At 39.2% G+C, this 24359-nt stretch carries 19 protein-coding genes; 11 read left to right on the forward strand and 8 right to left on the reverse strand.

What is annotated here, in order from left to right; translation table 11 throughout:
* Positions 1-97: 97 nt before the first annotated feature.
* The 4 genes from AC1M9P_RS01085 to rplU form a co-directional block, all read right to left on the reverse strand.
* Positions 98-883 (reverse strand): RsiV family protein, encoded by a 786-nt coding sequence (locus AC1M9P_RS01085; protein WP_481586500.1) that lies wholly within the window; start codon positions 881-883, stop codon positions 98-100.
* A gap of 111 nt (positions 884-994) precedes the next feature.
* On the reverse strand, positions 995-1693 hold the full coding sequence (lolA, locus tag AC1M9P_RS01090) for an outer membrane lipoprotein periplasmic chaperone LolA (protein WP_035267863.1): 699 nt from the start codon (positions 1691-1693) through the stop codon (positions 995-997).
* A 217-nt stretch (positions 1694-1910) separates the two neighbouring features.
* Positions 1911-2168 carry a 50S ribosomal protein L27 gene (gene rpmA, locus AC1M9P_RS01095; RefSeq protein ID WP_035267862.1) on the reverse strand — a complete coding sequence of 86 codons (258 nt, stop codon included), beginning with the start codon at positions 2166-2168 and terminating at the stop codon, positions 1911-1913.
* Between the two features lie 19 nt (positions 2169-2187).
* Positions 2188-2499, reverse strand: coding sequence for a 50S ribosomal protein L21 (rplU, locus tag AC1M9P_RS01100; RefSeq protein ID WP_035267860.1), 312 nt, complete (start codon positions 2497-2499; stop codon positions 2188-2190).
* Positions 2500-2906: 407 nt separating this feature from the next.
* On the opposite strand from rplU, the gene sdsA reads away from it, so the two are divergent.
* The 8 genes from sdsA to AC1M9P_RS01140 all read left to right on the forward strand — a co-directional run bounded on the left by sdsA (position 2907) and on the right by AC1M9P_RS01140 (position 13538).
* Positions 2907-3884 (forward strand): All-trans-nonaprenyl-diphosphate synthase, encoded by a 978-nt coding sequence (gene sdsA, locus AC1M9P_RS01105; protein WP_035267858.1) that lies wholly within the window; start codon positions 2907-2909, stop codon positions 3882-3884.
* Between the two features lie 23 nt (positions 3885-3907).
* Entirely contained in the window at positions 3908-5959 is a 2052-nt protein-coding gene (locus tag AC1M9P_RS01110) for a site-specific recombinase (RefSeq protein ID WP_180027964.1), read from the forward strand.
* 163 nt (positions 5960-6122) lie between these two features.
* Positions 6123-6758, forward strand: a complete 636-nt coding sequence (locus tag AC1M9P_RS01115; protein ID WP_481586501.1) for a phosphatase PAP2 family protein — start codon at positions 6123-6125, stop codon at positions 6756-6758.
* A complete protein-coding gene (locus tag AC1M9P_RS01120) occupies positions 6758-7999 on the forward strand; it encodes an efflux RND transporter periplasmic adaptor subunit (protein ID WP_035267853.1) in 1242 nt (413 codons plus the stop codon). Before AC1M9P_RS01115 ends, AC1M9P_RS01120 begins: the two co-directional genes overlap by 1 nt.
* Positions 8000-8011: 12 nt before the next feature.
* Complete coding sequence (locus tag AC1M9P_RS01125; RefSeq protein WP_035267851.1) at positions 8012-11188, forward strand: efflux RND transporter permease subunit; 3177 nt, start codon at positions 8012-8014, stop codon at positions 11186-11188.
* Complete coding sequence (gene adeK / locus AC1M9P_RS01130; RefSeq protein ID WP_481586552.1) at positions 11188-12639, forward strand: multidrug efflux RND transporter AdeIJK outer membrane channel subunit AdeK; 1452 nt, start codon at positions 11188-11190, stop codon at positions 12637-12639. Before AC1M9P_RS01125 ends, adeK begins: the two co-directional genes overlap by 1 nt.
* Positions 12640-12737: 98 nt before the next feature.
* Positions 12738-13088, forward strand: a complete 351-nt coding sequence (locus AC1M9P_RS01135; protein WP_180027966.1) for a YbjQ family protein — start codon at positions 12738-12740, stop codon at positions 13086-13088.
* A gap of 9 nt (positions 13089-13097) precedes the next feature.
* Positions 13098-13538 (forward strand): YbjQ family protein, encoded by a 441-nt coding sequence (locus AC1M9P_RS01140; RefSeq protein ID WP_481586502.1) that lies wholly within the window; start codon positions 13098-13100, stop codon positions 13536-13538.
* Between the two features lie 159 nt (positions 13539-13697).
* Here AC1M9P_RS01140 and AC1M9P_RS01145 read toward each other — a convergent pair whose 3' ends face one another.
* Together AC1M9P_RS01145 and AC1M9P_RS01150 are read right to left on the reverse strand one after the other, a co-directional pair.
* The gene (locus tag AC1M9P_RS01145; RefSeq protein WP_035266703.1) at positions 13698-14504 is read right to left on the reverse strand and encodes an SDR family NAD(P)-dependent oxidoreductase; all 807 of its coding nucleotides are present in this window, start codon (positions 14502-14504) and stop codon (positions 13698-13700) included.
* Positions 14505-14522: 18 nt separating this feature from the next.
* Entirely contained in the window at positions 14523-15203 is a 681-nt protein-coding gene (locus tag AC1M9P_RS01150; RefSeq protein ID WP_035266700.1) for a hypothetical protein, read from the reverse strand.
* Between the two features lie 187 nt (positions 15204-15390).
* On the opposite strand from AC1M9P_RS01150, the gene AC1M9P_RS01155 reads away from it, so the two are divergent.
* The 3 genes from AC1M9P_RS01155 (at position 15391) to AC1M9P_RS01165 (ending at position 21264) form a co-directional block, all read left to right on the forward strand.
* Complete coding sequence (locus AC1M9P_RS01155) at positions 15391-18285, forward strand: valine--tRNA ligase (protein ID WP_481586503.1); 2895 nt, start codon at positions 15391-15393, stop codon at positions 18283-18285.
* 73 nt (positions 18286-18358) lie between these two features.
* Entirely contained in the window at positions 18359-20593 is a 2235-nt protein-coding gene (locus AC1M9P_RS01160; protein WP_481586504.1) for a DEAD/DEAH box helicase, read from the forward strand.
* Positions 20590-21264, forward strand: coding sequence for a DUF2290 domain-containing protein (locus tag AC1M9P_RS01165; protein ID WP_481586505.1), 675 nt, complete (start codon positions 20590-20592; stop codon positions 21262-21264). The genes AC1M9P_RS01160 and AC1M9P_RS01165 overlap by 4 nt, the downstream gene beginning before the upstream one ends.
* A gap of 24 nt (positions 21265-21288) precedes the next feature.
* Here the strand turns inward: AC1M9P_RS01165 and AC1M9P_RS01170 are convergent, their stop codons facing one another.
* Positions 21289-22335, reverse strand: a complete 1047-nt coding sequence (locus AC1M9P_RS01170; RefSeq protein ID WP_481586506.1) for a molecular chaperone DnaJ — start codon at positions 22333-22335, stop codon at positions 21289-21291.
* Between the two features lie 58 nt (positions 22336-22393).
* Positions 22394-24055 carry a sensor domain-containing diguanylate cyclase gene (locus tag AC1M9P_RS01175; RefSeq protein ID WP_481586507.1) on the reverse strand — a complete coding sequence of 554 codons (1662 nt, stop codon included), beginning with the start codon at positions 24053-24055 and terminating at the stop codon, positions 22394-22396.
* Between the last annotated feature and the right edge of the window lie 304 nt (positions 24056-24359).

Genomic DNA, 24359 nt, shown 5'->3' on the forward strand with positions numbered 1-24359 from the left:
GGAAAAAAACTGCCTATAGTGTAAGCGCTTCGTTGAAAAAAATACAGTCGAAGCGCTGACAGCTGAAGCTTATTGAATCAAATTAAAATAGAGTCAATTACTCAGCAGTGAGTTTGGGTAGATTTGGAAGATATTCTGACTGTATCAAACCATTCACACTCACATAAGGTAAAGTGAGTTCAGACATTCCTTCAGCATAGGACGCGAGCTCATACAGCGGATAAACAAAGACGATACCATCAATTCCGTAATAGAAATTGTCACTTAATTCGAGTTTATCTTGTTCAATATTGTGATCTGTAAGCCACATACTATTAGCACTATAAAGTGTTTCTAATAGCTTTTTATTTTGACCTTTCACAATTAAATCTTGTAGTGCTATTCTTTTTTTAGTTTTTAAATCGAAATGAACATATTCTTTGTGGTACATCCCATGTGCTGCACCAGCAGGATATACATAGCTCAGATATTCAAAACTCGCAATATTCTGATGTTGACTTAAATAACGTACCACAGTCTGACTTTGACTCAACTTCAGCGGATCAACAGTTTTTGTCTCTGAGTTCTTAGTAGCCGATTGAAATGGGATAGGGTCTGCTTTTTCAATTCGATTTTTAAAATACGTATTAATCCAGGGATGATTAGTTTCAACCGTTTGGAATGAATATTCTGTACACCCTGCCTCATCGCATACTTGCTTCTGTTTAGGCTTTAATTCGACATTCTTCGATTCGATATACCAAGATTCTGATTGTTTTACTTGCGCAGCAGTCTCATTGCTTTTTTTAGTTTCTGCATCAGATTTAGGCTGACAAGCGCCTAACATGATCATTGATGCACAAATAACACTCACTTTTCCAAACCGATTCATGTGTTTTAGCATATAGCCTCCAATAAAAATGAGTGTTTAACACAGAGACTATAAATTCTAGCTGACATGAATTCAGTTGAAATTTGTAGTTAAAAAAAAGCAGCGATGAACGCTGCTTTTATATTATTGGTCAATAATGTCTGTGCCTTTAGGCGGTGTAAAGTTAAATGTCGAATCCGGAATACCTGCATTCACTTTCACATTACTAAATTTAACGTGTGTAGTTTGTCCTAATGAATCTTCTAAAATCATTAAGCTTGGCGCTTTATTTGCACCGAAACTAATGGTCAGACTCTGAAAGGCTCCATCTTTCTGCTTAGGATATAACGTGTAATAAGTTTTAGCTTTATTGGGCTGTGTTACACGATATGACTGCATAATTTGGTTAGTGTTACCAGACAATAATAATGCTGGAGTATTGGCAACTTGCTCATCCATATTTTGACGAATTGCCTGCTGTAGATCTGGGTCATAGATCCAAATCATCTTTCCAGAAGTCACAATTGTTTGTTTTGCTGGTGCTGTAGTTTCCCAATAGAACTTACCTGGACGAGCAACTTTCATCACCCCAGTGAAAGTCTGATTCATATGTTGAGCACTCAAACCTTGTTTTTGTGGTGCTTTACTAGATTTAGTTGCTTTCGTTGTTTGTTCAAAATTTGCCGTTAAACTTTTTATTCCGTTTAATTGACGAACCAAGTTTGCGGTCGCTTGTTGCTCCGAAGCAGCCACTGGCGCTGCGAAAACTTGAGTGCTTGCGACTGGTGCCATCATTGCAGCACTCATTGTAATTGCACCAATCGTTTTACGAAGCATTGTCATGATCCCACCTTTTGTTATTGATCATCATTTGATATGGAGTCATCTTAAACCAAATTTGATCGCTAATAATTGAGAAAATAAGAACTTTTGTATTGTTATTTAGCTAAATTGTTGAGAATACTTCATCATGATGAAGATTCACTTCAGTTCAAAAACTTTCTTTCAGATATAAAAAAACCCACTCAAGAGTGGGTTTTTTGGTTATGCCTGATAAAACTTATACAGTTTCAACAGATACATAACGACGGCCAAATTGACCTTTAACTTCGAATTTGATCACGCCATCAGCGGTAGCAAATAAAGTATGGTCACGACCCATACCAACGTTAGCACCAGCGTGGAACTCTGTACCACGTTGACGAACGATGATGTTACCAGCAGTCACAGCTTGACCACCGAACATTTTAACACCTAACATTTTAGGATTTGAGTCACGACCGTTACGTGTCGAACCACCGGCTTTTTTAGTTGCCATGTCTATTTACTCCTCGTAATTAGCCTGAAATAGCTGTAATTTTCAACTCAGTGAACCATTGACGGTGACCTTGTTGTTTACGATAGTGTTTACGACGACGCATTTTGATGATGCGGATTTTGTCGTGACGACCATGGCTAACTACTTCAGCAGTTACTTTAGCACCAGCAACAACTGGAGCACCAATTTGAATGCTATCACCGTTCACTAACATTAATACGTCATCAAACGTAATAGTAGAACCAGTTTCAGCTTTCAATAATTCAACTTTAAGGGTTTCACCCTCAACAACACGGTGTTGTTTACCACCGCTTTGGATTACTGCGTACATAATGTACTCCAACAGGCCCGTGTCGTCGTGCCGATAAAGGAATATATCGATCTTAAAACGAACGCCACTGGGGGTTATTCAAGGGCAAGGATTTTAAGTGATAATGAAATAAACAACAAGGTCTTTTGTCTAAAAGTTAACTTTCATCCCGAAATATCTATTTCTTACATGAAAATAACAATTTGCTGATTGATTAAACTATATTTATTCACAAAATGAACTACTTCGAATATCAAATGACATATCAAGTTTTATTGGTATTATGAAGATTAAATCACAAACATGAATAGAAACTGAACAACATTAAGAAAATCATGCATATTCATGTGGCAAAGCGACCAAAACTTTCACTTAAATTGTTACACTAGCTGAGTAACATCTACTGTTTGTATAAGGACTTCATTGTTATGGCCATCGATTTTAAGCAAGACATTCTCGCACCTGTTGCTACAGACTTTGCTGCGATGGACCAACTTATTAATGAAGGAATCAGCTCTAAAGTTGCTTTGGTGATGTCAGTCAGCAAACATGTGGTTGAGGCAGGTGGTAAACGCATGCGTCCTATTATGTGTTTATTGGCTGCTCGCGCTTGCGGTGAAACCAACCTAGAGCATGCCCAAAAGTTAGCTGCAATTATTGAAATGCTGCATACCGCTACACTGGTACATGATGATGTCGTAGATGAGTCTGGGTTACGCCGTGGTCGTCCTACAGCGAATGCAACATGGAACAACCAAACCGCTGTCCTCGTTGGAGACTTCCTCATTTCTAGAGCGTTCGATTTGCTCGTAGATTTGAACAATATGGTGTTATTAAAAGACTTCTCAACAGGAACATGTGAAATTGCTGAAGGAGAAGTACTTCAACTGCAATCTCAACATCAGCCTGAAACCACTGAAGCGACGTATTTAGACATTATTCACGGCAAAACATCTCGTTTGTTTGAATTGGCGACTGAAGGCGCTGCGATTCTTGCCAATCAACATCAATATCGTGAAGCACTCAGAAAATACGCAGGTCATTTCGGGAATGCATTTCAAATCATAGATGACATACTCGATTACACCTCTGACGCAGAAACACTTGGTAAAAATATTGGCGATGACTTAATGGAAGGTAAGCCAACACTGCCACTGATTGCTGCTCTACAAAAAACTTCTGGTGCAGAGCACGATATTATCCGTCGTAGCATCACTACAGGTGGTACTGAACATTTGGATCAAGTGATTCAGATTGTTCAAAACTCTGGTGCACTAGATTACTGTCGCGAACGTGCTGTTGAAGAAACTACAGCAGCTCGTGAGGCATTGTTACAACTGCCTGAAAGTATTTATCGTCAAGCGCTTGATAATTTGGCGCAATTAGCATTAGATCGAATCCAATAAACTTCAACTAAAAAAATTTGCGTATGCATATAAACTTTAATGATCTTTTTAAACAAATGCAGGAGCAACTTGACCATCATCAAGCTGCTCCAGACGAAAACATACTCATTGAACTCGTTAATCGCATCCGTCCATCAGACAGTTATAACCTAGAAGAAATTAATCAAAAATTTCAGGCGTTGATACAAGCGTTATTAATTACGCCGACTGCAGCCACCACTTTTCAAGCCTATATCGTTCATCTGATCAATCGCTATAAACAAACCACTATTTATGCGGACAGTGGGATTCTTTCTCTAGATGGTTTTTGGAATCAGTTGGGTCAACGAATGGGAGCGCATGTTCTTCCCCTTTTGACCGATGAAACTGATCTAAAAGATTTAGTCTTCCGTGTCTTTCATTTACGTAGCGATAAATATTGGCTAGAAAATATTGAAGATCAGCAATGGATTCAGTTTTTTCAGATTGTCAATCAAAGTAATGGCAGCTTAGATGCAAAATTTGGCATCAAACGCGACATGATTAAAGCGATTACAGTTTTATCTTACCGTATCAGCGGTATTGGACTTTATCCTGAGTTTATTAATGCACAACCAGAACTGACTGAATATGAGTCACCTTTTTTGGTGCAGAATCGTGAAATCATTGAATTTATTGAGTTATACAAAAAACATTATAGTGAAGCTGATGATCTTACTGAAATGGTCGTACCCGACGCCAACCAAGCTTTGGTGATGATCGAGCAGTGCCGCGATGTCGTTTTGAAGATTCGTCGTGCTACGAAAAGAATTGGGGTGAGTTTAAGTCTCACTTATTTATTGTCTTTGCTTGAGCAATGTTTAGATCGTATTGAACTATTACTGAACTTATTGACTGAAACTGGAAAAGTTCAATACTTAGCACTCGCTGAGTTATGTCAAGATTTAGTTGCGGCTCACTATGAGGAGCGAAGTGTTCGAGAGCTTTTAAAAACAAACAGTGAATTAATCGCATTACAAGTCACTGAAAATGCCAGTAAAACAGGCGAACATTATGTAAGTACCAATAAAGCTGGTTTCTTCAGTATGTACAAATCAGCCGCAGGAGCAGGCGTCATTATTGCTATCATGGCGACCTTGAAGATTCTCACTGCGCGCATCGCCATGGCACCTATCATGCAAGCCTTCGCGTATAGCATGAACTATGCATTAGGTTTCATGTTGATCCATGTACTGCATTTTACCGTTGCAACCAAACAACCTGCTATGACTGCAGCTGCCCTAGCCGCGACAGTTCAACAAAAGAAAGGGTCTCGAACTGCACAAATTGCAGAACTTGCTGCACTGATTATCAATATTATCCGTACGCAGTTTGTCGCTATTCTCGGCAATATTTCCATTGCAATTCCGGTTGCAGCATTGATCACCATGATGTGGCCGTTGATTCTGGGTGAACAATTACTCAATCACAGTAAAGCAACATATTTACTGCATAGTTTGAATCCTTTTACATCCCTCGCAGTCCCACATGCAGCTATTGCAGGTGTATGTCTATTTTTATCTGGTTTGATCGCAGGTTACTTCGACAACATGGCAGTGTATCGTAAAGTCGGACCTCGCTTAAAAGCACATCATCGTCTAAAAAACTGGCTAGGTGCTGACAGACTAGAAAAGTTTGCAAACTATATTGAACGTAATTTAGGCGCACTAGCCGGGAATTTCCTGTTCGGAATCATGCTAGGCAGCATGGGGACAATTGGCTTTATTCTTGGTCTGCCTTTAGATATTCGTCATATTGCCTTTGCTTCAGCAAACTTTATGCAGGGCCTATTGAGTATCAATGGCACGCCTGAAATAGGGCTCATTATTGTTTCATTCCTTGGTGTATTATTAATTGGTTTGACCAACTTATTTGTCAGCTTTAGTCTCACTATTATCGTGGCATTACGCGCACGACGTGTTCGTTTTGAACAATGGAAACCTCTGGCAAAATTAGTATTTACTCACTTTGTTACACGACCAATGGACTTTTTCTGGCCCCCAAAACAACCTTTAGAGGTCGAAGATCCAATTTCACCAAAGAAATCTTCTCATTAGATATTTGTGTTATTTTTTGTGCTAAAAATAAGATGCACATTGTAATGAAATTACTATAAATTATGCTTTTACACTGACTTGAAAAAAAGTGTACTGGCGAGTACACTTTGACGCATTCATGCAATAAATGTATGCGACTATAATATAACTCAGGTTATTTTATATGCCTTACTTACTGATTTTAATAGGTTGTTTAGGAATAACGATAAGTAGTATAGGAATCTATATTCCAACGATACAACAGCTCGATCTCACTGCTGTTTCATGGATGAGTCAACACCGCAATCCCCTCATAGATGGAATTGCGGTTTTATTGTCTCATGTTGGCGGTTTACCGATCATGCTGATGTGCGTGGCGATTTTGACCTTACAGCAATGGCGATTAAAACAATATGCTAACTGTCTATTTATCTCACTTGGTCTCGTTGGTGGTGCCTGTCTTGGCTGGTTACTCAAATATGCTTTCGACCGACCTCGTCCAAATGCAATTTATCAAATCGTTGAAACTTATGGAGCCGCATTTCCAAGCGCACATAGTCTCTATGCAGCAGTGATTGCTGGTTTGATGATCATGATCTTTCGAAACCATCATCAAAGTAGAATCATTTTTGTCGCTGCCTGTATATGGTTTGTTGGCATGGGTTTTTCACGGGTTTATCTCGGTGCTCATTACCCGACAGATGTTGTTGCAGGTTGGAGTATTGCGTTGATATGGCTGACTATACTGTGGTTAGTCCTATCACAACGGATAGCAAAGCAAACAATTATTTTTAGAGAAAAATCTAACGAGGTGGAATAATGATGTCGGCAAAGCTTTGGGCCCCTGCCCTCACTGCTTGTGCTCTTGCAACAAGTATTGCACTTGTGGGTTGTAGCAAAGATCCAAAAGATGCAGAGCAAGCCGCTGCACAACAGCAAATGCCACCAACTGAAGTTGGTGTCATCGTTGCTCAACCACAAAGTGTTGAACAAACTGTCGAGCTTTCGGGTCGAACTTCAGCCTATCAAATTTCTGAAGTACGTCCGCAAGCAAGCGGTGTGATTTTAAAGCGTCTGTTTGCTGAAGGTAGTTTTGTGCGTGAAGGACAACCTCTGTACGAAATTGACGCAAATACCAACCGTGCGAACTTAGACAGTGCAAAAGCAGCCTTAGTTCGTCAAAAAGCCAATCTCAATGCGCTTCAAGTTAAAGCTGACCGTTATCGCCAACTTGTCGGTATCAATGCTGTATCTAAGCAAGAATTTGATGATCTACAAGCACAAGTAAAATTGGCACAAGCAGATGTTGCAGCTTCAGAAGCAGCGGTGAAAAATGCGCAGATTAACTTAGGTTATTCTACTGTTCGTTCACCAATTTCAGGGCAATCAGGTCGCTCTAGTGTGACTGCAGGTGCATTAGTAACGGCTAATCAACCTGAAGCATTGGTGACAATCCAACAGCTTGATCCAATCTATGTTGATATCAACCAATCAAGTGCAGAGCTTCTTCGCTTACGTCAACAGTTGAGTCAAGGCAGCATCGACCGCAGCAACAATACTAAAGTTCGTTTAAAACTTGAAGATGGCAGCATTTACCCTATTGAAGGTAATCTTGCATTCTCTGATGCAAGTGTAAATCCAGAAACAGGGACAGTTACCCTTCGTGCTGTGTTCTCAAATCCGAACCAATTATTATTGCCAGGAATGTTCACTAATGCTCAAATTGTGCAAGGTGTAATTCCTAATGCGATTTTAGTGCCTCAAGCGGCTGTGACCCGTACACCAACAGGTCAAGCGACTGCGATGATCGTGAATGCGAAAGGTGCAGTTGAAGTACGTCCAATTGAGACAGCAGGTGTTCAAGGTAAAGATTGGATTGTGACCAAAGGTCTAAATACAGGTGACAAGGTCATTGTAGATGGTGTGGCGAAAGTTAAACCTGAACAACAAGTTGTAGCTAAACCTTACCAACCTCAAGCTGCAGCACCTCAAGCCGGCAAAGATGGTCAACAAGCAAAGCCAGCAGCTCAATCTGAACAAAAAGCTACTTCAAATGCATAAGGAGTAGACTGAATGGCTCACTTTTTTATCCATCGCCCAATTTTCGCTTGGGTGATTGCATTGGTCATCATGTTGGCGGGTATTTTATCCCTCACCAAGATGCCAATTGCCCAATACCCAACGATTGCACCACCAACGGTATCGATTTCTGCAACATATCCGGGTGCATCTGCTGAAACTGTTGAAAACACAGTAACGCAAATTATTGAACAACAAATGAATGGCTTGGATGGGTTGCGTTACATCTCATCTAACAGTGCGGGTAATGGACAAGCTTCCATTACACTAAACTTTGAACAAGGTATCGATCCTGATATTGCTCAGGTACAAGTTCAAAATAAACTTCAATCAGCGACTGCACTTTTGCCTGAAGACGTACAACGTCAAGGTTTAAAAGTTACCAAGTCTGGCGCAAGCTTCTTACAAGTTATTGCGTTTTATTCTGAGTCAGATGCATTAGATGCAAATGACATTAAAGACTATGTAAACTCAAATATCTCTGAACCACTTAGCCGTGTGACTGGTGTTGGTGAAGTGCAAGTATTTGGTGGTTCATATGCTATGCGAATTTGGATGGACCCATCCAAAATGGCCAACTTGCAAGTTACACCGAGTGATATTGCAAATGCATTAAGAACTCAGAATGCGCAAGTGGCGGTAGGTCAGTTAGGTGGTGCACCTTCTGTACAAGGTCAAGTTTTAAATGCGACTGTAACTGCTCAAAGTCTTTTACAAACACCTGAACAATTTTCAAATATTTTCCTTAAGAACTCACCGAATGGTGCACAAGTTCGTTTAGGTGATGTCGCTAAAATTGAATTAGGTGCAGACAACTATGCATTTGACTCTAAATTTAATGGTCAACCTGCAGGTGGTGTAGCGATTCGTTTGGCAACGGGTGCAAACGCATTAGATACAGCCCAAGCGATTGAAGATCGTTTAAAAGAATTACGTCCAAACTATCCAACAGGTATGGTGGACAAACTTGCTTTTGACACAACACCATTTATTGAGCTCTCAATTAAAAGTGTTGTGAAAACCTTAATTGAAGCGATTATCCTCGTATTCTTGGTCATGTTCTTGTTCCTACAAAACTGGCGTGCAACCATTATTCCAACAATGGCTGTTCCAGTGGTTGTATTGGGTACATTTGCCGTGATCAACATGTTCGGATTCTCGATCAACACATTAACCATGTTCGCTATGGTTCTCGCCATTGGTCTTCTGGTGGATGATGCGATTGTCGTCGTAGAAAACGTTGAACGTGTGATGGCAGAAGAGCATCTTGAGCCTGTGGAAGCGACTGAAAAGTCGATGGGACAGATCTCTGGTGCATTGATTGGTATTACCTCTGTCTTAACTGCAGTATTCGTACCTATGGCATTCATGGGGGGTACGACAGGTGTAATTTATCGTCAGTTCTCTATCACACTCGTTACAGCAATGATTCTTTCATTGATTGTTGCATTAACCTTTACCCCTGCATTGTGTGCGACCATGTTGAAAAAACATGATGCCAACAAACCTCAAAGCAATAACATTTTTGCCCGTTTCTTCCGTTGGTTTAACAATGGTTTTGACAAAATTTCGGTGAAATATCAAAACGGCGTAAACCGTTTAACACATGCCAAGCTATTTGCAGGATTGGTCTATGGTGTTGTGATTGCTGTGATGGGCTGGTTATTTGTCAACCTTCCTTCTTCATTCTTACCAGATGAAGACCAAGGTGTGGTGATGACTCTCGTTCAGCTACCACCAAATGCAACGCTTGAACGCACTGGTAAAACAATTGATCAAATGACAGGCTTCTTCCTCAATAACGAGAAAGAACATGTTGAATCTGTATTTAGTGTTGCTGGTTTCTCGTTCACGGGTATTGGTCAAAATGCAGGTCTTGCCTTCATTAAGTTGAAAGACTGGAAAGACCGTACCTCTCCTGAATCTCAGGTCGGTGCAATTATCCAACGTGGTATGGCACTGAATATGATTGTGAAAGATGCCAGCTATATCATGCCTCTTCAACTTCCAGCAATGCCGGAGTTGGGCGTGAGTGCAGGCTTTAACCTACAGTTAAAAGCAGCTGCAGGTCAAAGTCACGAGCAATTATTAGCAGCACGTAATGCTGTACTCGGCTTAGCTTCTCAAGATCAGCGCTTAACAGGTGTTCGTCCTAACGGACAAGAAGATACGCCTCAATATCGTGTCATCGTCGATCATGCTCAAGCAGGTGCTATGGGAGTCAGCATTGCTGAAATCAATAGTACGATGGGTATGGCATGGGGTGGTTCATACATTAATGACTTCATCGATCGTGGTCGAGTGAAAAAAGTGTATGTCCAAGGTGAAGCGAGCTCTCGTATGATGCCTGAAGACTTAGACAAGTGGTATGTCCGCAATAACCAAGGTACGATGGTTCCATTCTCAGCGTTCGCAACAGGTGAATGGACTTATGGTTCACCACGTTTAGAACGTTATAATGGTGTTTCTTCCATGAACATCACAGGTACTCCAGCTCCAGGTGTGAGTTCGGGTGATGCGATGGCTGCAGTTGAAGAAATCATTGCGAAGCTTCCTTCAATGGGCTTGCAAGGTTTCGATTACGAATGGACTGGTTTATCTCTCGAAGAACGTGAGTCTGGCGCACAAGCACCTTTCCTTTATGCTCTTTCGTTATTGATTGTCTTCCTTTGCTTGGCAGCCTTATATGAAAGTTGGTCTATCCCATTCTCTGTACTCATGGTTGTGCCATTGGGTATTGTTGGTGCACTTGCCTTAACATTCCTGGGAATGATTATTTTGAAAGATCCAAACCTTTCAAATAACATCTACTTCCAAGTGGCGATTATTGCCGTGATTGGTTTGTCCGCGAAGAATGCGATCTTGATTGTAGAATTTGCGAAAGAGCTTCAAGATCAAGGTGAAGAACTCTTCGAAGCAACCTTACATGCCGCGAAAATGCGTTTACGTCCAATCATTATGACCACATTGGCTTTCGGTTTTGGTGTTCTTCCACTAGCTCTCGCTTCTGGCGCAGGTGCAGGAAGTCAACATTCCGTGGGTTATGGTGTACTTGGTGGTGTAATCAGCTCAACACTTTTAGGGATCTTCTTTATTCCAGTGTTCTATGTATGGATCCGAAGTATCTTTAAAACAAAACCAAAACAAAATAAACAGGAGCAAATTTCGTGATGCAAAACGTATGGTCTATTACAGGTCGTAGCATTGCGGTATCTGCAATTGCGCTTGCTTTGACAGCATGTCAAAGCATGCGTGGTCCAGAACCGGTCACTCAAGCCAATATTCCAGGAAGTTATCTTGGCAATGCTTCTGGTCCATCTATTGCGGAGCAAGGTTATAAGGAATTTTTTGCAGATCAACGCTTAATCCAAGTTTTGGATTTAGCCTTGGCAAATAACCGTGATCTTCGTAAAGCAACGCTAAATATCGAATTAGCACGTCAACAATTTCAAATCAGCCAAAACAATCAATTGCCTACGATTGGTGCAAGTGGTGGTGTTTTACGACAAGACACGATCAATTCGCCAAGCCCAGCAACAACCTATAATGTAGGTTTAGGTTTAACGGCTTATGAAATTGATTTTTGGGGTCGTGTTAGAAGCTTGAAAGACAATGCCCTAGACACTTACCTTTCAACTGCAAGCGCACGTGATGCCACTCAAATTGCCTTGATTAGCCAAACAGCTCAAGCTTGGTTGGCTTACTCATATGCACAAGCAAATCTTAAGCTCGCTGAACAAACGCTGAAAGCTCAACTTGAATCTTACAATCTCAACAAAAAACGTTTTGATGTGGGAATCGACAGTGAAGTTCCGCTTCGTCAGGCTCAAGTTTCTGTTGAAACCGCACGTGGCGATGTTGCTGAATACAAGACTCAAATTGCACAAGCGGTTAATGCGTTAAACCTCCTTGTAGGTCAACCGCTACCTGACAATTTATTGCCTAAAGAGAGAATCACACGTGTGACATTAACCACTGCTTTTGCGGCTGGTTTGCCAAGTGATCTACTCAACAACCGTCCAGATGTTAAAGCGGCTGAATATCAGCTGAGTGCGGCTGGTGCGAATATCGGTGCTGCAAAAGCGCGTTTATTCCCAACCATTAGCCTCACAGGTTCAGCAGGTTATGCATCAACAGACTTAAGTGATTTATTTAAGTCTGGCGCTTTTGTTTGGTCTGTTGGTCCTAGTCTAGATATTCCAATCTTTGACTGGGGTACACGTCGTGCCAATATTAAAGTCTCTGAAACACAGCAACAGATCGCATTGTCTGATTATGAAAAATCAATTCAATCTGCGTTCCGTGAAGTGAATGATGCTTTGGCAGTGCGTCAAAATATCGGTGAACGTTTAACTGCACAACGCCGTTTAGTTGATGCGACCAATACAACCTACAAACTCTCAAATGCCCGCTTCCGCGCTGGTATTGACAGTTTCTTAACTGTATTAGATGCACAACGTACATCATATAGTGCTGAGCAAGGTTTATTGCTGCTTGAACAAGCGAACCTTAACAACCAAATCGAGCTCTATAAATCACTCGGTGGTGGCTTAAAAACCAATACTACGGATCAGGTGATTTATCAGCCTTCAAGCTCAGATTTAAAATACGACAAGAAGTAATTTTTTGTTTGAACAAAGCTCACCTCGGTGGGCTTTTTTATTGTCCCAAATACTGATATTTTGTCATTAATTATCCTTTTTATAACGACTTCAATCACATGCTGTTAAGTAATTTAGAATCTGTACCTGGTCATCAAATTCAACAACAATTTGACGTGGTATATGGTAGTACCGTCAGAAGTAAACACGTTGGACGTGATTTACTCGCAGGACTTAAGAATATCGTCGGTGGAGAACTCACCGCATACACGGAATTACTTGAAGAGTCTCGTCAAGAAGCAATGAACCGTATGATTGATAAAGCACGTGCCTTAGGGGCGAATGCGATTGTCGGGATTCGTTTCTCAACTTCCAATATTACCCAAGGTGCTTCCGAATTATTTGTTTATGGCACAGCTGTGTATGTCACACCGAATGCACCTAAGATTCCTGATCCATTCACCTCTTAAGGATTCGTTATGGATGGTATCATTTTTCAGGTGGTCATCTTTCTCATCCTATTTAGTATTGGATTTGGATTTGGTCGCTATAATGAACAAAAGCATTTTAAGCAACTTGATGAACAAGAAGCGCGCTTAGCTTATATCAAGTTAGATAGTCAGCGTTTTAAAACTTCTGAAAACCACGGACAAATGATCAGCAGTAATGTGGTGATTTCGCATGATTATTTTAAGTTTGTACTTGCGCAAATCCAAAATTTCTTTGGTGGACGTTTACGCAGTTATGAAAGTATTGTTGAACGTGCAAGACGTGAAGCTATCGTTAGACTTAAACTTGAAGCAGAAAAAATAGGTGCAACTGAAATCTTAGGATTAAGACTCAGCACCACAGATTTAGGTCTTCAAGGTGGAATGGTTGAAGTATTCGCTTACGGAACTGCGATACAAAAGAGAGACTAAAAGTCTCTCTTTTTCTTTACAGGTATGTAGTAGTCACTCAAGCCGTACACTTTACTTGAGGAGTCTTTAAATCCCTTATCACTCGCATGATCATTGAGATAGAAATGCAAACATATATGATTAAATTTTTCTCATCGATATGCGCATGATCATTAAAGTTTACTTCACTTTCATTTTTCGGATCATTCGATACAGTATTGCTGGTGATAACCGTGAAATAAAAACGCCTAATTTTTCTTTTGCACCACCCACGACAATATACTCATCCCCTTTCAATAATGCCTGTACGGTTTGTTTAGCAAATTCCTCTGCTTCTAAACCATTTTCAATGGCCTCATCTTGATAACCTTGGGGCTTTCCTTCACCGTTTAACGCGTTAAAGGACACATTGGTTTTCACAAATCCCGGGAAAATCACCGAGACACCCACACCATCTTGCGCAACTTCTGCACGTAAGCTATTCGCCCACATATGGATCGCACCTTTAGCTGCCGAATAAGTCGCACGATATTGTGTACCCAATAAACCAGCTACACTTGAGATAAAGGCAATTCGTCCTGACTTCTGTTGCTGAAAAGTCGGCAAAACCGTTTTGGTTAAAAAGACTTGAGAGAAATAGTCAACTTCCATGATCGCACGTTCAGTTTGCATGGTCGTGTCTTTAATTAATGCACGTTGTGATAGACCTGCATTATTGATTAACCAATCAATACGTCCCTTTTGTTGGAGGACTTGTTCATAAGCATGACGAACTTGTGATTCATCCGTGATATCCGCTTTAATGGAAATATGTCGTTCTGGGTGTGCCAAAGACTGCCTTACCGTTTCCAGCTCTTCAAAACGACGAGCCGTCAAAATAACCTGTGCCCCTAAACTGGCACATTCAGCAGCCAACGCTTTACCAAGACCCGATGATGCACCTGTAATCCACACCACTTTCTGATCAAGCTGTTCCAACTTTGCCATTCCCTTTATCCTTATGGTTTAAGCATTTAATTTTGCTTTTTGCTGTCCTTCATTATCAAGAAAAACCAAAAAATGGTCAAAGTACTTCACGATACTTTGTGCATCATGAATTTTGCTTAAATTTTCAAATCGCTTATACCCTAATCCTGTGGTCAAACTGATCACACCATTTAAGGTTTTATCCACCACCATATTAAATTTCAGCATTTTTTTAGGTTCACGAATTAAGCTCGTAACGCCTTGATCAACCACTTTAGTGAAGGCTTTTAAGCCAGGAGCAACATATTGATTTTGACCTTCACGCATACGTTCTGCACAGCCCAGTAACTCATTCACAATAACTTTTTCAACTGGGTATGAAATATAGTATTTTCCATCTTGTTCATACATCAAACTTTGTACATGATTCACCATAGGCGTTAAGCGATCATTACCAAAAAAAGATACTGACCAAGGCATGTATTTCAAGATTGCATCTTGCACTTGTTTCAATACTTTTGCTGAGTCTTGATCCTTTGCATTAGAATCTTTGACCAGTGTGCCAAAGGCTTGATCAATAATCTCACAAGCAATTTTGGACAGATTATCTCCAAGAATTTTAGCTTGCGCTTCACGATCTCCTGCATTGAGTTTTTGGTGAATGGTTTGATATTGCTGATAAGTTTCAGGTTGTAAGCGCAAAGAAATAGTATAGGTCATGCGATTGTTATCCTTTATTGTCAGGCCGATTCCGCGAGTTGACGCTGGCTTTAGTGTTATTCAAAATCAATTACTGTTCGATTGTGTGGGATTTGAAACGAGAATGCATTTGCTTAACGTGCCTCTCCATGCATTTTTTTTGCTACAATAGATGCAATTTTTTATCTACTTTTGATCTGTTCGAACTATGACTGATTCAGCGCAAAATATTGCTACAACCTACGATCCGACCGAGATCGAGAAAAAATGGTACCAAACTTGGGAAGAACGCGGTTACTTTAAGCCGTCTGAAAAAGGCGAGTCTTTCTGTATCATGATTCCGCCACCAAACGTCACTGGTAGCTTGCACATGGGTCATGGTTTTAACAATGCCATCATGGATGCTTTGACACGTCATAAACGTATGTCTGGCTTCAACACGCTTTGGCAACCGGGTACTGACCACGCAGGTATTGCAACGCAAATGGTTGTAGAGCGTCAGTTAGGTGCACAAGGCGTAAGCCGTCATGACTTGGGGCGTGATAAATTCATCGAAAAAGTATGGGAATGGAAAGAACAATCTGGCGGTAATATTACCCGTCAAATTCGTCGTTTAGGTTCTTCTGTTGATTGGTCACGTGAACGCTTTACCATGGATGAAGGTTTATCAAACGCTGTTAAAGAAGTGTTTGTAAAACTTCACGAAGATGGTTTGATCTACCGTGGTAAACGCCTTGTAAACTGGGATCCAAAATTACAAACTGCCCTTTCTGACTTAGAAGTTGAGTCTGATAAAGAAGAACAAGGTTCACTTTGGCACTTCAAATACTTCTTTGAAGACAAGTCACTTCGCACGCACGATGGTAAAGATCACATTGTTGTGGCAACGACTCGTCCTGAAACATTGTTAGGTGATACAGCCGTTGCGGTTGCACTTGATGATGAACGTTATGCGCATCTTGTAGGTCAAAACATCATCCTACCAATTACAGGTCGTGCTGTTCCTATCGTTAAAGATGAATATGTTGATAAAGAATTCGGTACAGGCTGTGTAAAAATCACCCCTGCGCATGACTTCAATGACTACGAAGTAGGTAAACGCTGCGAATTACCAATCATCAACATCTTCAACAAAAATGCTGAAGTACTTGCTGAGTTTGAATACATCGAAAAAGCGGGCGAGCAAATTTCTAAAACCATTCCTGCACCAGCAGACTACATTGGTTTAGAGCGTTTTGAAGCACGTAAAAAGTTAGTAGAACAAGCTGAAGCTGAAGGCTGGTTAGACCAAATTCAACCATACACATTGAAACCACCTCGCGGTGACCGTTCAGGTGTGATCGTTGAGCCGTTATTGACGGATCAATGGTATGTGAAAATTGCACCGCTTGCTGAACCTGCAATCAAAGCAGTGAAAGATGGCGACATCAAATTTGTACCTGAGCAGTACAGCAACATGTACATGGCTTGGATGAACAACATTCAAGACTGGTGTATCTCGCGTCAATTGTGGTGGGGTCACCGTATCCCTGCTTGGTACGATGCGGAAGGCAATGTTTACGTAGGTCGTAACGAAGAAGAAGTTCGTGCGAAAAACAGTATTTCACCTGAAGTTGAATTGAACCAAGACGAAGATGTATTGGATACATGGTTCTCTTCAGGTCTTTGGACGTTCTCAACTTTAGGTTGGACGGGTGACGAAGCGAAAGATAAAGAAAACTACTTCTTAAATACGTTCCACCCGACTGATGTTCTTGTAACAGGTTTCGACATCATTTTCTTCTGGGTTGCTCGTATGATTATGCTTACGATGCACTTCATGAAAAATGCAGATGGTACACCTCAAGTGCCGTTTAAAACTGTGTATGTGCACGGTTTGGTTCGTGATGGCGAAGGTCAGAAGATGTCTAAATCTAAGGGCAACGTGCTTGACCCACTAGATTTGATTGACGGTGTTGATCTTGAAACTTTAGTACAAAAACGTACAACAGGTTTGATGAACCCGAAACAAGCAGCGAAGATTGAAAAATCAACCCGTAAAGAATTCCCAGAAGGTATTCAATCTTACGGTACAGACGCAGTTCGTTTCACATTCTGTGCGCTTGCAAACACGGGTCGTGACATTAAATTCGACATGAAACGTGTTGAAGGTTACCGTAACTTTGCGAATAAAATCTGGAACGCTACCCGTTTCGTGATGATGAACTGTGAAGAGCAAGTGATTGGTCAAGAGGTGCGTCAAGATCTTTGGGAATTGCCTGAACAGTGGATTGTGAGCCGTCTACAAAAAGCGGAACAAGCAGTGCAAACAGCATTTGCAACCTACCGTTTAGACTTGGCTGCACAAGCGATTTATGAGTTCATTTGGAATGAATACTGTGACTGGTATGTAGAGCTGACTAAGCCTGTTCTGAATGATGAAAACGTATCGGTTGAGCGTAAAGCTGAAGTGCGTCGTGTTCTTCTTTCTGTGATGGAAGCATCTTTACGTTTGGCTCATCCATTAATGCCATATTTAACAGAAGAAATCTGGCAAACACTTGCGCCGAAACTGAACATTGTTGGCGAAACAATTATGCTTGCACAGTACCCTGTTGCTGACCAAGCATTAATTAACGAGCAAGCTGAAGCAGATATGCAATGGCTTCAAGGTTTGATTGGTGCGGTACGTAATATTCGTGGTGAAATGGGCTTAGGTAATGCTCGCTTGTTGCCTGTTCTGCTTCAAAACACGACGGATAGCGAGAAAGCGCAAATCGCACGTATTGAACCGTTGTTTAAAGCATTGGCTAAAGTTGAAAGCATTACCTTCCTAAGCGATGCTGAACAACCGCCATTGTCATCTTCTTCTGTTGTAGGTCATGTGTCTGTATTCGTTCCAATGAAGGGCTTAATTGACCCTAAAGCGGAATTGGGTCGTTTGCAAAAAGACTTAGACAAAGTTCAGAAACAGCATGACCAAATTGCCAACAAACTTTCTAACGAAGGTTTTGTGGCGAAAGCACCTGCTGCTGTGGTTGAGGGCGAGAAAGTGAAACTTGCTGAGTTTGCTGATCAGTTAGCGAAGATTAAAGCCAATATGGAGCAGATTGCGGCGCTTTAGTAAATCCAAATGAATAGTTGCTTTTATAGCAACTATTCATTATTTTAAGTCAATAATAATTAAGAGTTTTCTCATGCCTAAGTTTCAATTTCTTCCTGGTAGTATTGATCTAGAAGATAATATCCATGCTAAAACTTTAGTCCCTTATATCCAGAATACTTTTGAAGACTGTGATGGGTATTTTGGTTATAAGTTAACTTCTCTAGGCAGAGATAGTGATGAAGAAATCCCTGCGTTTATTATTCTTACTAAACAATATGGTATTATTTTAATTGATATAGTTGATAGTAAAGTACAGCAAGTTGAAGAACAAAATGAACTGGAAATATGGGTTCATGAAAATAATGAAAAAAATGTTTCAAAAGATTATTTTGTTGATTTATTTTGTGACGAAATTAAAAGTAGATTAAAGAATGAGCCTTCTTTTTATTCAAGAAAGAAAAAAGATATTACTATTCCTCTACATTCATGGCTTATTTTCTCTTCTAATACAAAATCCGAAATTCAAAATCTATTTAATGATGAGCTTTTTGCTTCTACATTAGCTTCTGATGAGTTAACTCCTGCATTAGATAACATTAAATCTGATTTAGTACCATTTAATTTGAGTGATGATGAATTCGATAAGGTAATTAGTCTCTTAGAGGGGACTTATGTTTTTGAAGATAAGTATAAAATAAAAGAAGATAAAAAATTAGAAACAATTAATGATTTTATTGAAGAGTCACTTCAAAGAACATTTAAACAAGATGAAGCACAACGTATCATTTCTATGCAAATTCCTGATGGCCCTCAAAGAATTCGAGGACTGGCTGGCACAGGAAAAACGATTGTCTTATCTTTAAAAGCTGCCATTACACATAAAAGACTTCCTGAGTATAAAATATTATATTTATTCAATACACAAAGTTTATATGGAACAATTACTCAACATATAAGTAAATATTATGTAGCTGAAGCAAAAAAAGCACCCGATTTTGAAAATAAATTGAAAATTCTTCATGCTTGGGGTGGAAAAAATAGAGCCGGATTATATTCTGATTTATGCAGCCGTTTAGGTTTGGTACCAAAAACTTTTATGGAAGCTAAGCATTATAATGATCCATTAGAATTTATTTATAGAGACCTTTTGAACAAGGTAGGAAGCTTATTAGAACCTGTTTACGATATGGTTTTAATCGATGAAGCTCAGGATTTACCACCAGCCTTATTTGAAACTGTCTACAAAATTACTAAAGATCCTAAGAGAATCATCTGGGCCTATGATGATTTTCAATCATTACGGGCAATGAAAATTAAAGAACCAGATATATTATTTGGTAAAAATCTAGAAACAGGTTTGCCTAATATATCTATGGATATGCTACAAGGTAAATATTACGGAGAAATTGATAAAGATTTCGTATTGCCTAATTGTTATAGAACCCCAAGACCTGTTTTAATGACCGCTCATGGAATAGCGATGGGACTATATAATAAAGATAAAATTATGCAACCATATGATGATCGTGAAGACTGGAAAGCAATCGGCTACGAAATGCTAACGCCTATAAAAGATAAAATTGTCGAAGGCGATCAGGTGCAATTAACTCGTCCATTTGAAAATTCAAAAAATAAACTTGAAAAGATTATTAAAGATGCAGGCTATCAACCAACAGATTTAGTTTTATGTAAATCTTTTAATGATATTCATGAAGAAATACAGTGGATAGCTGTAAAAATTAAAAATTTAATTACTTCCGAGAATGTTTCACCTGAAGAAATTATTGTTGTAAATATTAATAATAAAAAACAATCTGCAGAAGAACTTTCGGAGTTGAGGTCACTACTAAATAGCTATCATATACGTGCTGTAACTCCAGGATATGTTGAAAGTAATGATATATTTAAGGTAGATGGATGTGTAACTTTGTCTACTCCATTTAGAGCCAAAGGAAATGAATCTAATATAGTTTTTGTTTTCAATTCTCAAAAAGTTATTAATGACTCATCTTTAACTGCTCGTAATGCTTTTTTTGCATCTTTAACAAGATCAAGAGGCTGGTGTTATATTACAGGAAATTCATCTTCAATGGATATTCTAAAGAATGAGATTGAAGCGATAAAAAATGATTTTCCTTTCTTTAATTTTATTCGCCCAGATGATAAGAAAATAGCTTCTGTCAATAAACTTATTCATACTTCTAGTAAGGAAATTAAAGAGTTAGAAAAATCCTTTGAAAAACTTAAAGAGAATCCTGAACTTTTATTACAAGAATTAAAAAATAATCCTGATCTAATGAAGTATATTAGTGAGGGATTACAGTGAATATTAGACAGATTCATCAGAGTCTAAAAAATATCGATTCTTTATTCTCTAAAGTTATATTAACCAGTAATTACCATCAATTTGGAAATTGCATTTCTTGGAATAACTACAAATCAGGAATTTTAAAAAATCTTTCCTACCCAAGAGAGTTTCAAATTTTATTAGATCATGGTCAATACTCCTTCTTATTAAAAGATAATTCTTTTATTCAATTCTATTATGAATTTGATACTAATAATAAACTTAAAAGTTGTAGATTAGCCTATTATCCAACTCCAAAATTCTCAGATGAATCCATACAAGATTTTGAATCTTATAGTGAAAATTGCAATGAATGGTTAGCTGAATTTTATTATGAAGTAATGATGGATATGGTTCAAAATGATAGATCTATTTTTAATAATTCTCATCTAAGATTTGATTATGATTCAAAAGTGACTTCACACTCAAAATGTCATTTACAATTTGGGGGAATAAATGATTTCCGATTAACTTCAAAATATATTGTTTCTCCGTTTTGTTTCTTTCATAAAATTATGAATGATTTTTTTAAAAATGATTTCCTACCTGATTTTTTTGAGAATAATGATTTTATAAATTTTTCCAATCATTCTCGTAATAATAAAATATGTTTTGAAGAGGAATATGATATTTTTCTTATAAAAGATTAATCCCTTTTACTATTTTATTAATAACTATAAAACCCCATGCTCCAACAACATCTTCAACCCACTCTCTTTCCCCATATACATCAACCTTTGCTTTTCAGCTTTAAGCTGTTGCTTCACCGCAGACACATCCGCATCAATCTGCTTATATAAGTCCGTAATATTCAATTGCCCTTTCGACTTCCTCACCGCAATTTTGGCTTTATTTGACCACACAAGCGAGTCAATCAATTCCTGAATTTGCTTTTTTAATGCTTGGCTTTGTGCTTCCAAAGCTTGCTGATAAAACTTAACTTGCTCCGCTGTTAAACCTTTATTTGAACCATTTTTACTTTGCTCAACTTCAAGCTGAAGTTTCAATAAATAGAACAAATCTTCCTGTTCATAGGCTTCATTAGCACGCTGTAACAGCTCGGTCTTTTCCACTTTTTTCGACTCATCAGGCTCACGGTCAGGGTGAATGATCGAGGCAATTTTTAAATAGACCGTTTTGAGTGATTGATTTACCATCTTTTCGGCTTGGGCTTGCTTATCCTGCTGTCGTTTGAGCTTGGCTTGCTGCCTTGCTTGTTGATATTGCGCTTTGTCCCATAACGAATCGTCATCAATCGTTGAATCATTTTGTTCACCATGAGCATCTGGTGCTTGACTAGATTCTAAGTTGTTCTTTTTATCTTGCTTATTTCGTGGTTGAGCAAACACCTGTTCGAAATAAATATGTAATTTTTCAACTGTCTCAATTTGAGTTTCATTGAGCATATTTGATTTGCTCAACATTTGGGTCAAGTTAAAACACTTCTCTTCCACAATCTTTTGAGACGACTTATTTAAATCAATTTGACTTAGGCTATTCCATAGACTTTGTAATTGCTGAAACAGCACTTGATAAACATCACGATAGACAGGAATAAGTTTCTTCTGCGTGCAGGTACGAATTTCTTCTTGCGCGTGTTGCCATGCGGATAATTGTAATTTTTGTTGTTCAATCTGATCAATCAAAATCCTCAACTTATGATCTTGAGGAACTTGCACAAGTTGTGCAAAAGAACTGGATTGAATTTCGAATGAAGTCACGTCAGGTGTTTAGTCCAATGAGAGAATAATGAGTTTAACAAAATGTGGATGCTTTATTTTAAGCATCGATCACAGTTTGATTTCGACCATTGGCTTTTGCTTGATAAAGATGTCGATCTGATCGTTTAAGAATGGCATAAGCATCAGCATCATTGAGATCAATCACACTAACTCCAATACTGACAGTCAAAGTTTTCTCTACCAAAATAACAGCTTGTTCCACCAATGTACGAATTTTCTCTGCCAAAATTTGCGCACCCATCAGATGTGTTGCAGGCAATAAAATTACAAACTCTTCACCACCATAACGTGCCACAAAATCGGTTTCACGTGTTGCTTGATCAATGATTTTTGCTACTTGCTGTAACACTTGATCCCCTTGATCATGACCATATTGATCGTTGACTTGCTTAAAATAATCGACATCCAATATAAGTGCTGCATAGCCAATTTGATTTCTTTTATGTTGAGCAAACCAGTATTCAAGTTGTTCGTTTAAAGCACGGCGATTGTGTAAACCTGTTAATGCGTCATGTCGTGACAATCGAATCAACTCAAGATTAGCCAATTCAAGTGCTCGAGTACGCTCTTGAACCTTCAGCTCTAGTGATTGGTTTGCATCAAGTAATTGTTGTTTCTGTTCCAGTAAGGTTTGCGTCATGCTTTGTAGAGAATGTGATAATCCTTGGATTTCACGGATGCTGCTTTGACTATGAAATGCCGTATGCACGTCTCCCTGTTCGACCGCATAAGCCGATTTGGCTAAAGCCTCAATGGGTCTGCTCAATTTATTGGCAAGTTGATAAATCACATAAAAGATAAACAGCGAGACGAATAAACCAATCAGGAAGATTTTGAATTGCAAATCACGCATATCTGCCAAAGCAATCGCCAAAGGTTGACGAATTACCACATGCCAACCAATATCACTTTTAGTCTCGGACTCCACCGCAATATTTGCGGTTAAGAAATCCTGCCCTTCATTCCAATCATCAATATAATAAAGTGCATCGTTGACTTGAAGTTGAGGTGGCTGGACTCGTCCAATACTTTTAAATGGATACAGCAGTTCACCCTGTTTATTTAGGATAAAGACTTCTATGCCACGCTGAGATGCTGTTTGAGATAAGGCTTTGTTGAGAATATGACGTGCCCACTCCCAATCTGCATGTGCAGCTAACACTCCTTTTAATTTTTGAGTATTTGGATCATAGATTGGTGTTGCGAAATCAATGAAACGCATCGGTTCATGAGGATTTAAAGCTTGAATTTTTTTTGCCAATAACACAGCTTCATGCACATCACCTAAGTACGTACCCTGTAAACCTGCCTTAAACCATGGCCGTGAAGAAACATTTTCACCTTCAAGAATACCATCCGCAGCGATTTGAACATCACCGTTTAAATCCGTTACCCCCATCCAAGCATAATAGACATACGCATTTTTGACTTGTTCCAAGCGTGTACGAACACGTGGATCATCTAGATTTGCTTCTGAAAAGAATGGAGATTGGCTGAGCAGCACCATTTCGCGCTCGCGTTCGGCAAGAGAAGTTGCCAAGGCATTACTGATATTTTTTGCTGCGACATGTAGGGTCTGTCCACTGGCTTTAGCCAAGTGCTGAGATGCGATATTTCCAATATACAGCGATACGCATATCCCAAGGATAATGGTTAACCCAGCAAATATGAACAGAACGCGATTACGGAATGAATCCAAAATACACCTTAACTCTTGGTTAAACACCGAAACATGCAACCATAAGAATATAACAGAATATTACAAATACATAACAAACATTTCAGCTCATTGTAATGAATAAAAAATGCCAACCTTATCTCATATATTCAGAATCCTGATTAACATTAACAACTGTAATTCCACTCCCTATCTTTTAAACAACATGATTTAATGTTCAATTCACGCACCACATCTACATAAAGTCATAATAATTCGACAATAATTCTGTATTTCTTTTTTTTGGCGCTTGATAGCTTAAGTTGAATCACCTAGAAAATTGAGG

It is taken from the genome of Acinetobacter sp. 25-47-122 (genome assembly GCF_056779695.1).

Excerpts from the sequence above, each read along its gene's own strand:
- AC1M9P_RS01155 (WP_481586503.1), top strand. The coding sequence starts at position 15,391 with ATGACTGATTCAGCGCAAAATATTGCTACAACCTACGATCCGACCGAG.
- AC1M9P_RS01110 (WP_180027964.1), top strand. The coding sequence starts at position 3,908 with ATGCATATAAACTTTAATGATCTTTTTAAACAAATGCAGGAGCAACTT.
- rpmA (WP_035267862.1), bottom strand. The coding sequence starts at position 2,168 with ATGGCAACTAAAAAAGCCGGTGGTTCGACACGTAACGGTCGTGACTCA.
- AC1M9P_RS01140 (WP_481586502.1), top strand. The coding sequence starts at position 13,098 with ATGGATGGTATCATTTTTCAGGTGGTCATCTTTCTCATCCTATTTAGT.
- AC1M9P_RS01085 (WP_481586500.1), bottom strand. The coding sequence starts at position 883 with ATGCTAAAACACATGAATCGGTTTGGAAAAGTGAGTGTTATTTGTGCA.
- AC1M9P_RS01125 (WP_035267851.1), top strand. The coding sequence starts at position 8,012 with ATGGCTCACTTTTTTATCCATCGCCCAATTTTCGCTTGGGTGATTGCA.
- sdsA (WP_035267858.1), top strand. The coding sequence starts at position 2,907 with ATGGCCATCGATTTTAAGCAAGACATTCTCGCACCTGTTGCTACAGAC.
- AC1M9P_RS01135 (WP_180027966.1), top strand. The coding sequence starts at position 12,738 with ATGCTGTTAAGTAATTTAGAATCTGTACCTGGTCATCAAATTCAACAA.
- adeK (WP_481586552.1), top strand. The coding sequence starts at position 11,188 with ATGCAAAACGTATGGTCTATTACAGGTCGTAGCATTGCGGTATCTGCA.
- rplU (WP_035267860.1), bottom strand. The coding sequence starts at position 2,499 with ATGTACGCAGTAATCCAAAGCGGTGGTAAACAACACCGTGTTGTTGAG.
- AC1M9P_RS01160 (WP_481586504.1), top strand. The coding sequence starts at position 18,359 with ATGCCTAAGTTTCAATTTCTTCCTGGTAGTATTGATCTAGAAGATAAT.
- AC1M9P_RS01145 (WP_035266703.1), bottom strand. The coding sequence starts at position 14,504 with ATGGCAAAGTTGGAACAGCTTGATCAGAAAGTGGTGTGGATTACAGGT.
- AC1M9P_RS01115 (WP_481586501.1), top strand. The coding sequence starts at position 6,123 with ATGCCTTACTTACTGATTTTAATAGGTTGTTTAGGAATAACGATAAGT.
- lolA (WP_035267863.1), bottom strand. The coding sequence starts at position 1,693 with ATGACAATGCTTCGTAAAACGATTGGTGCAATTACAATGAGTGCTGCA.
- AC1M9P_RS01120 (WP_035267853.1), top strand. The coding sequence starts at position 6,758 with ATGATGTCGGCAAAGCTTTGGGCCCCTGCCCTCACTGCTTGTGCTCTT.
- AC1M9P_RS01150 (WP_035266700.1), bottom strand. The coding sequence starts at position 15,203 with ATGACCTATACTATTTCTTTGCGCTTACAACCTGAAACTTATCAGCAA.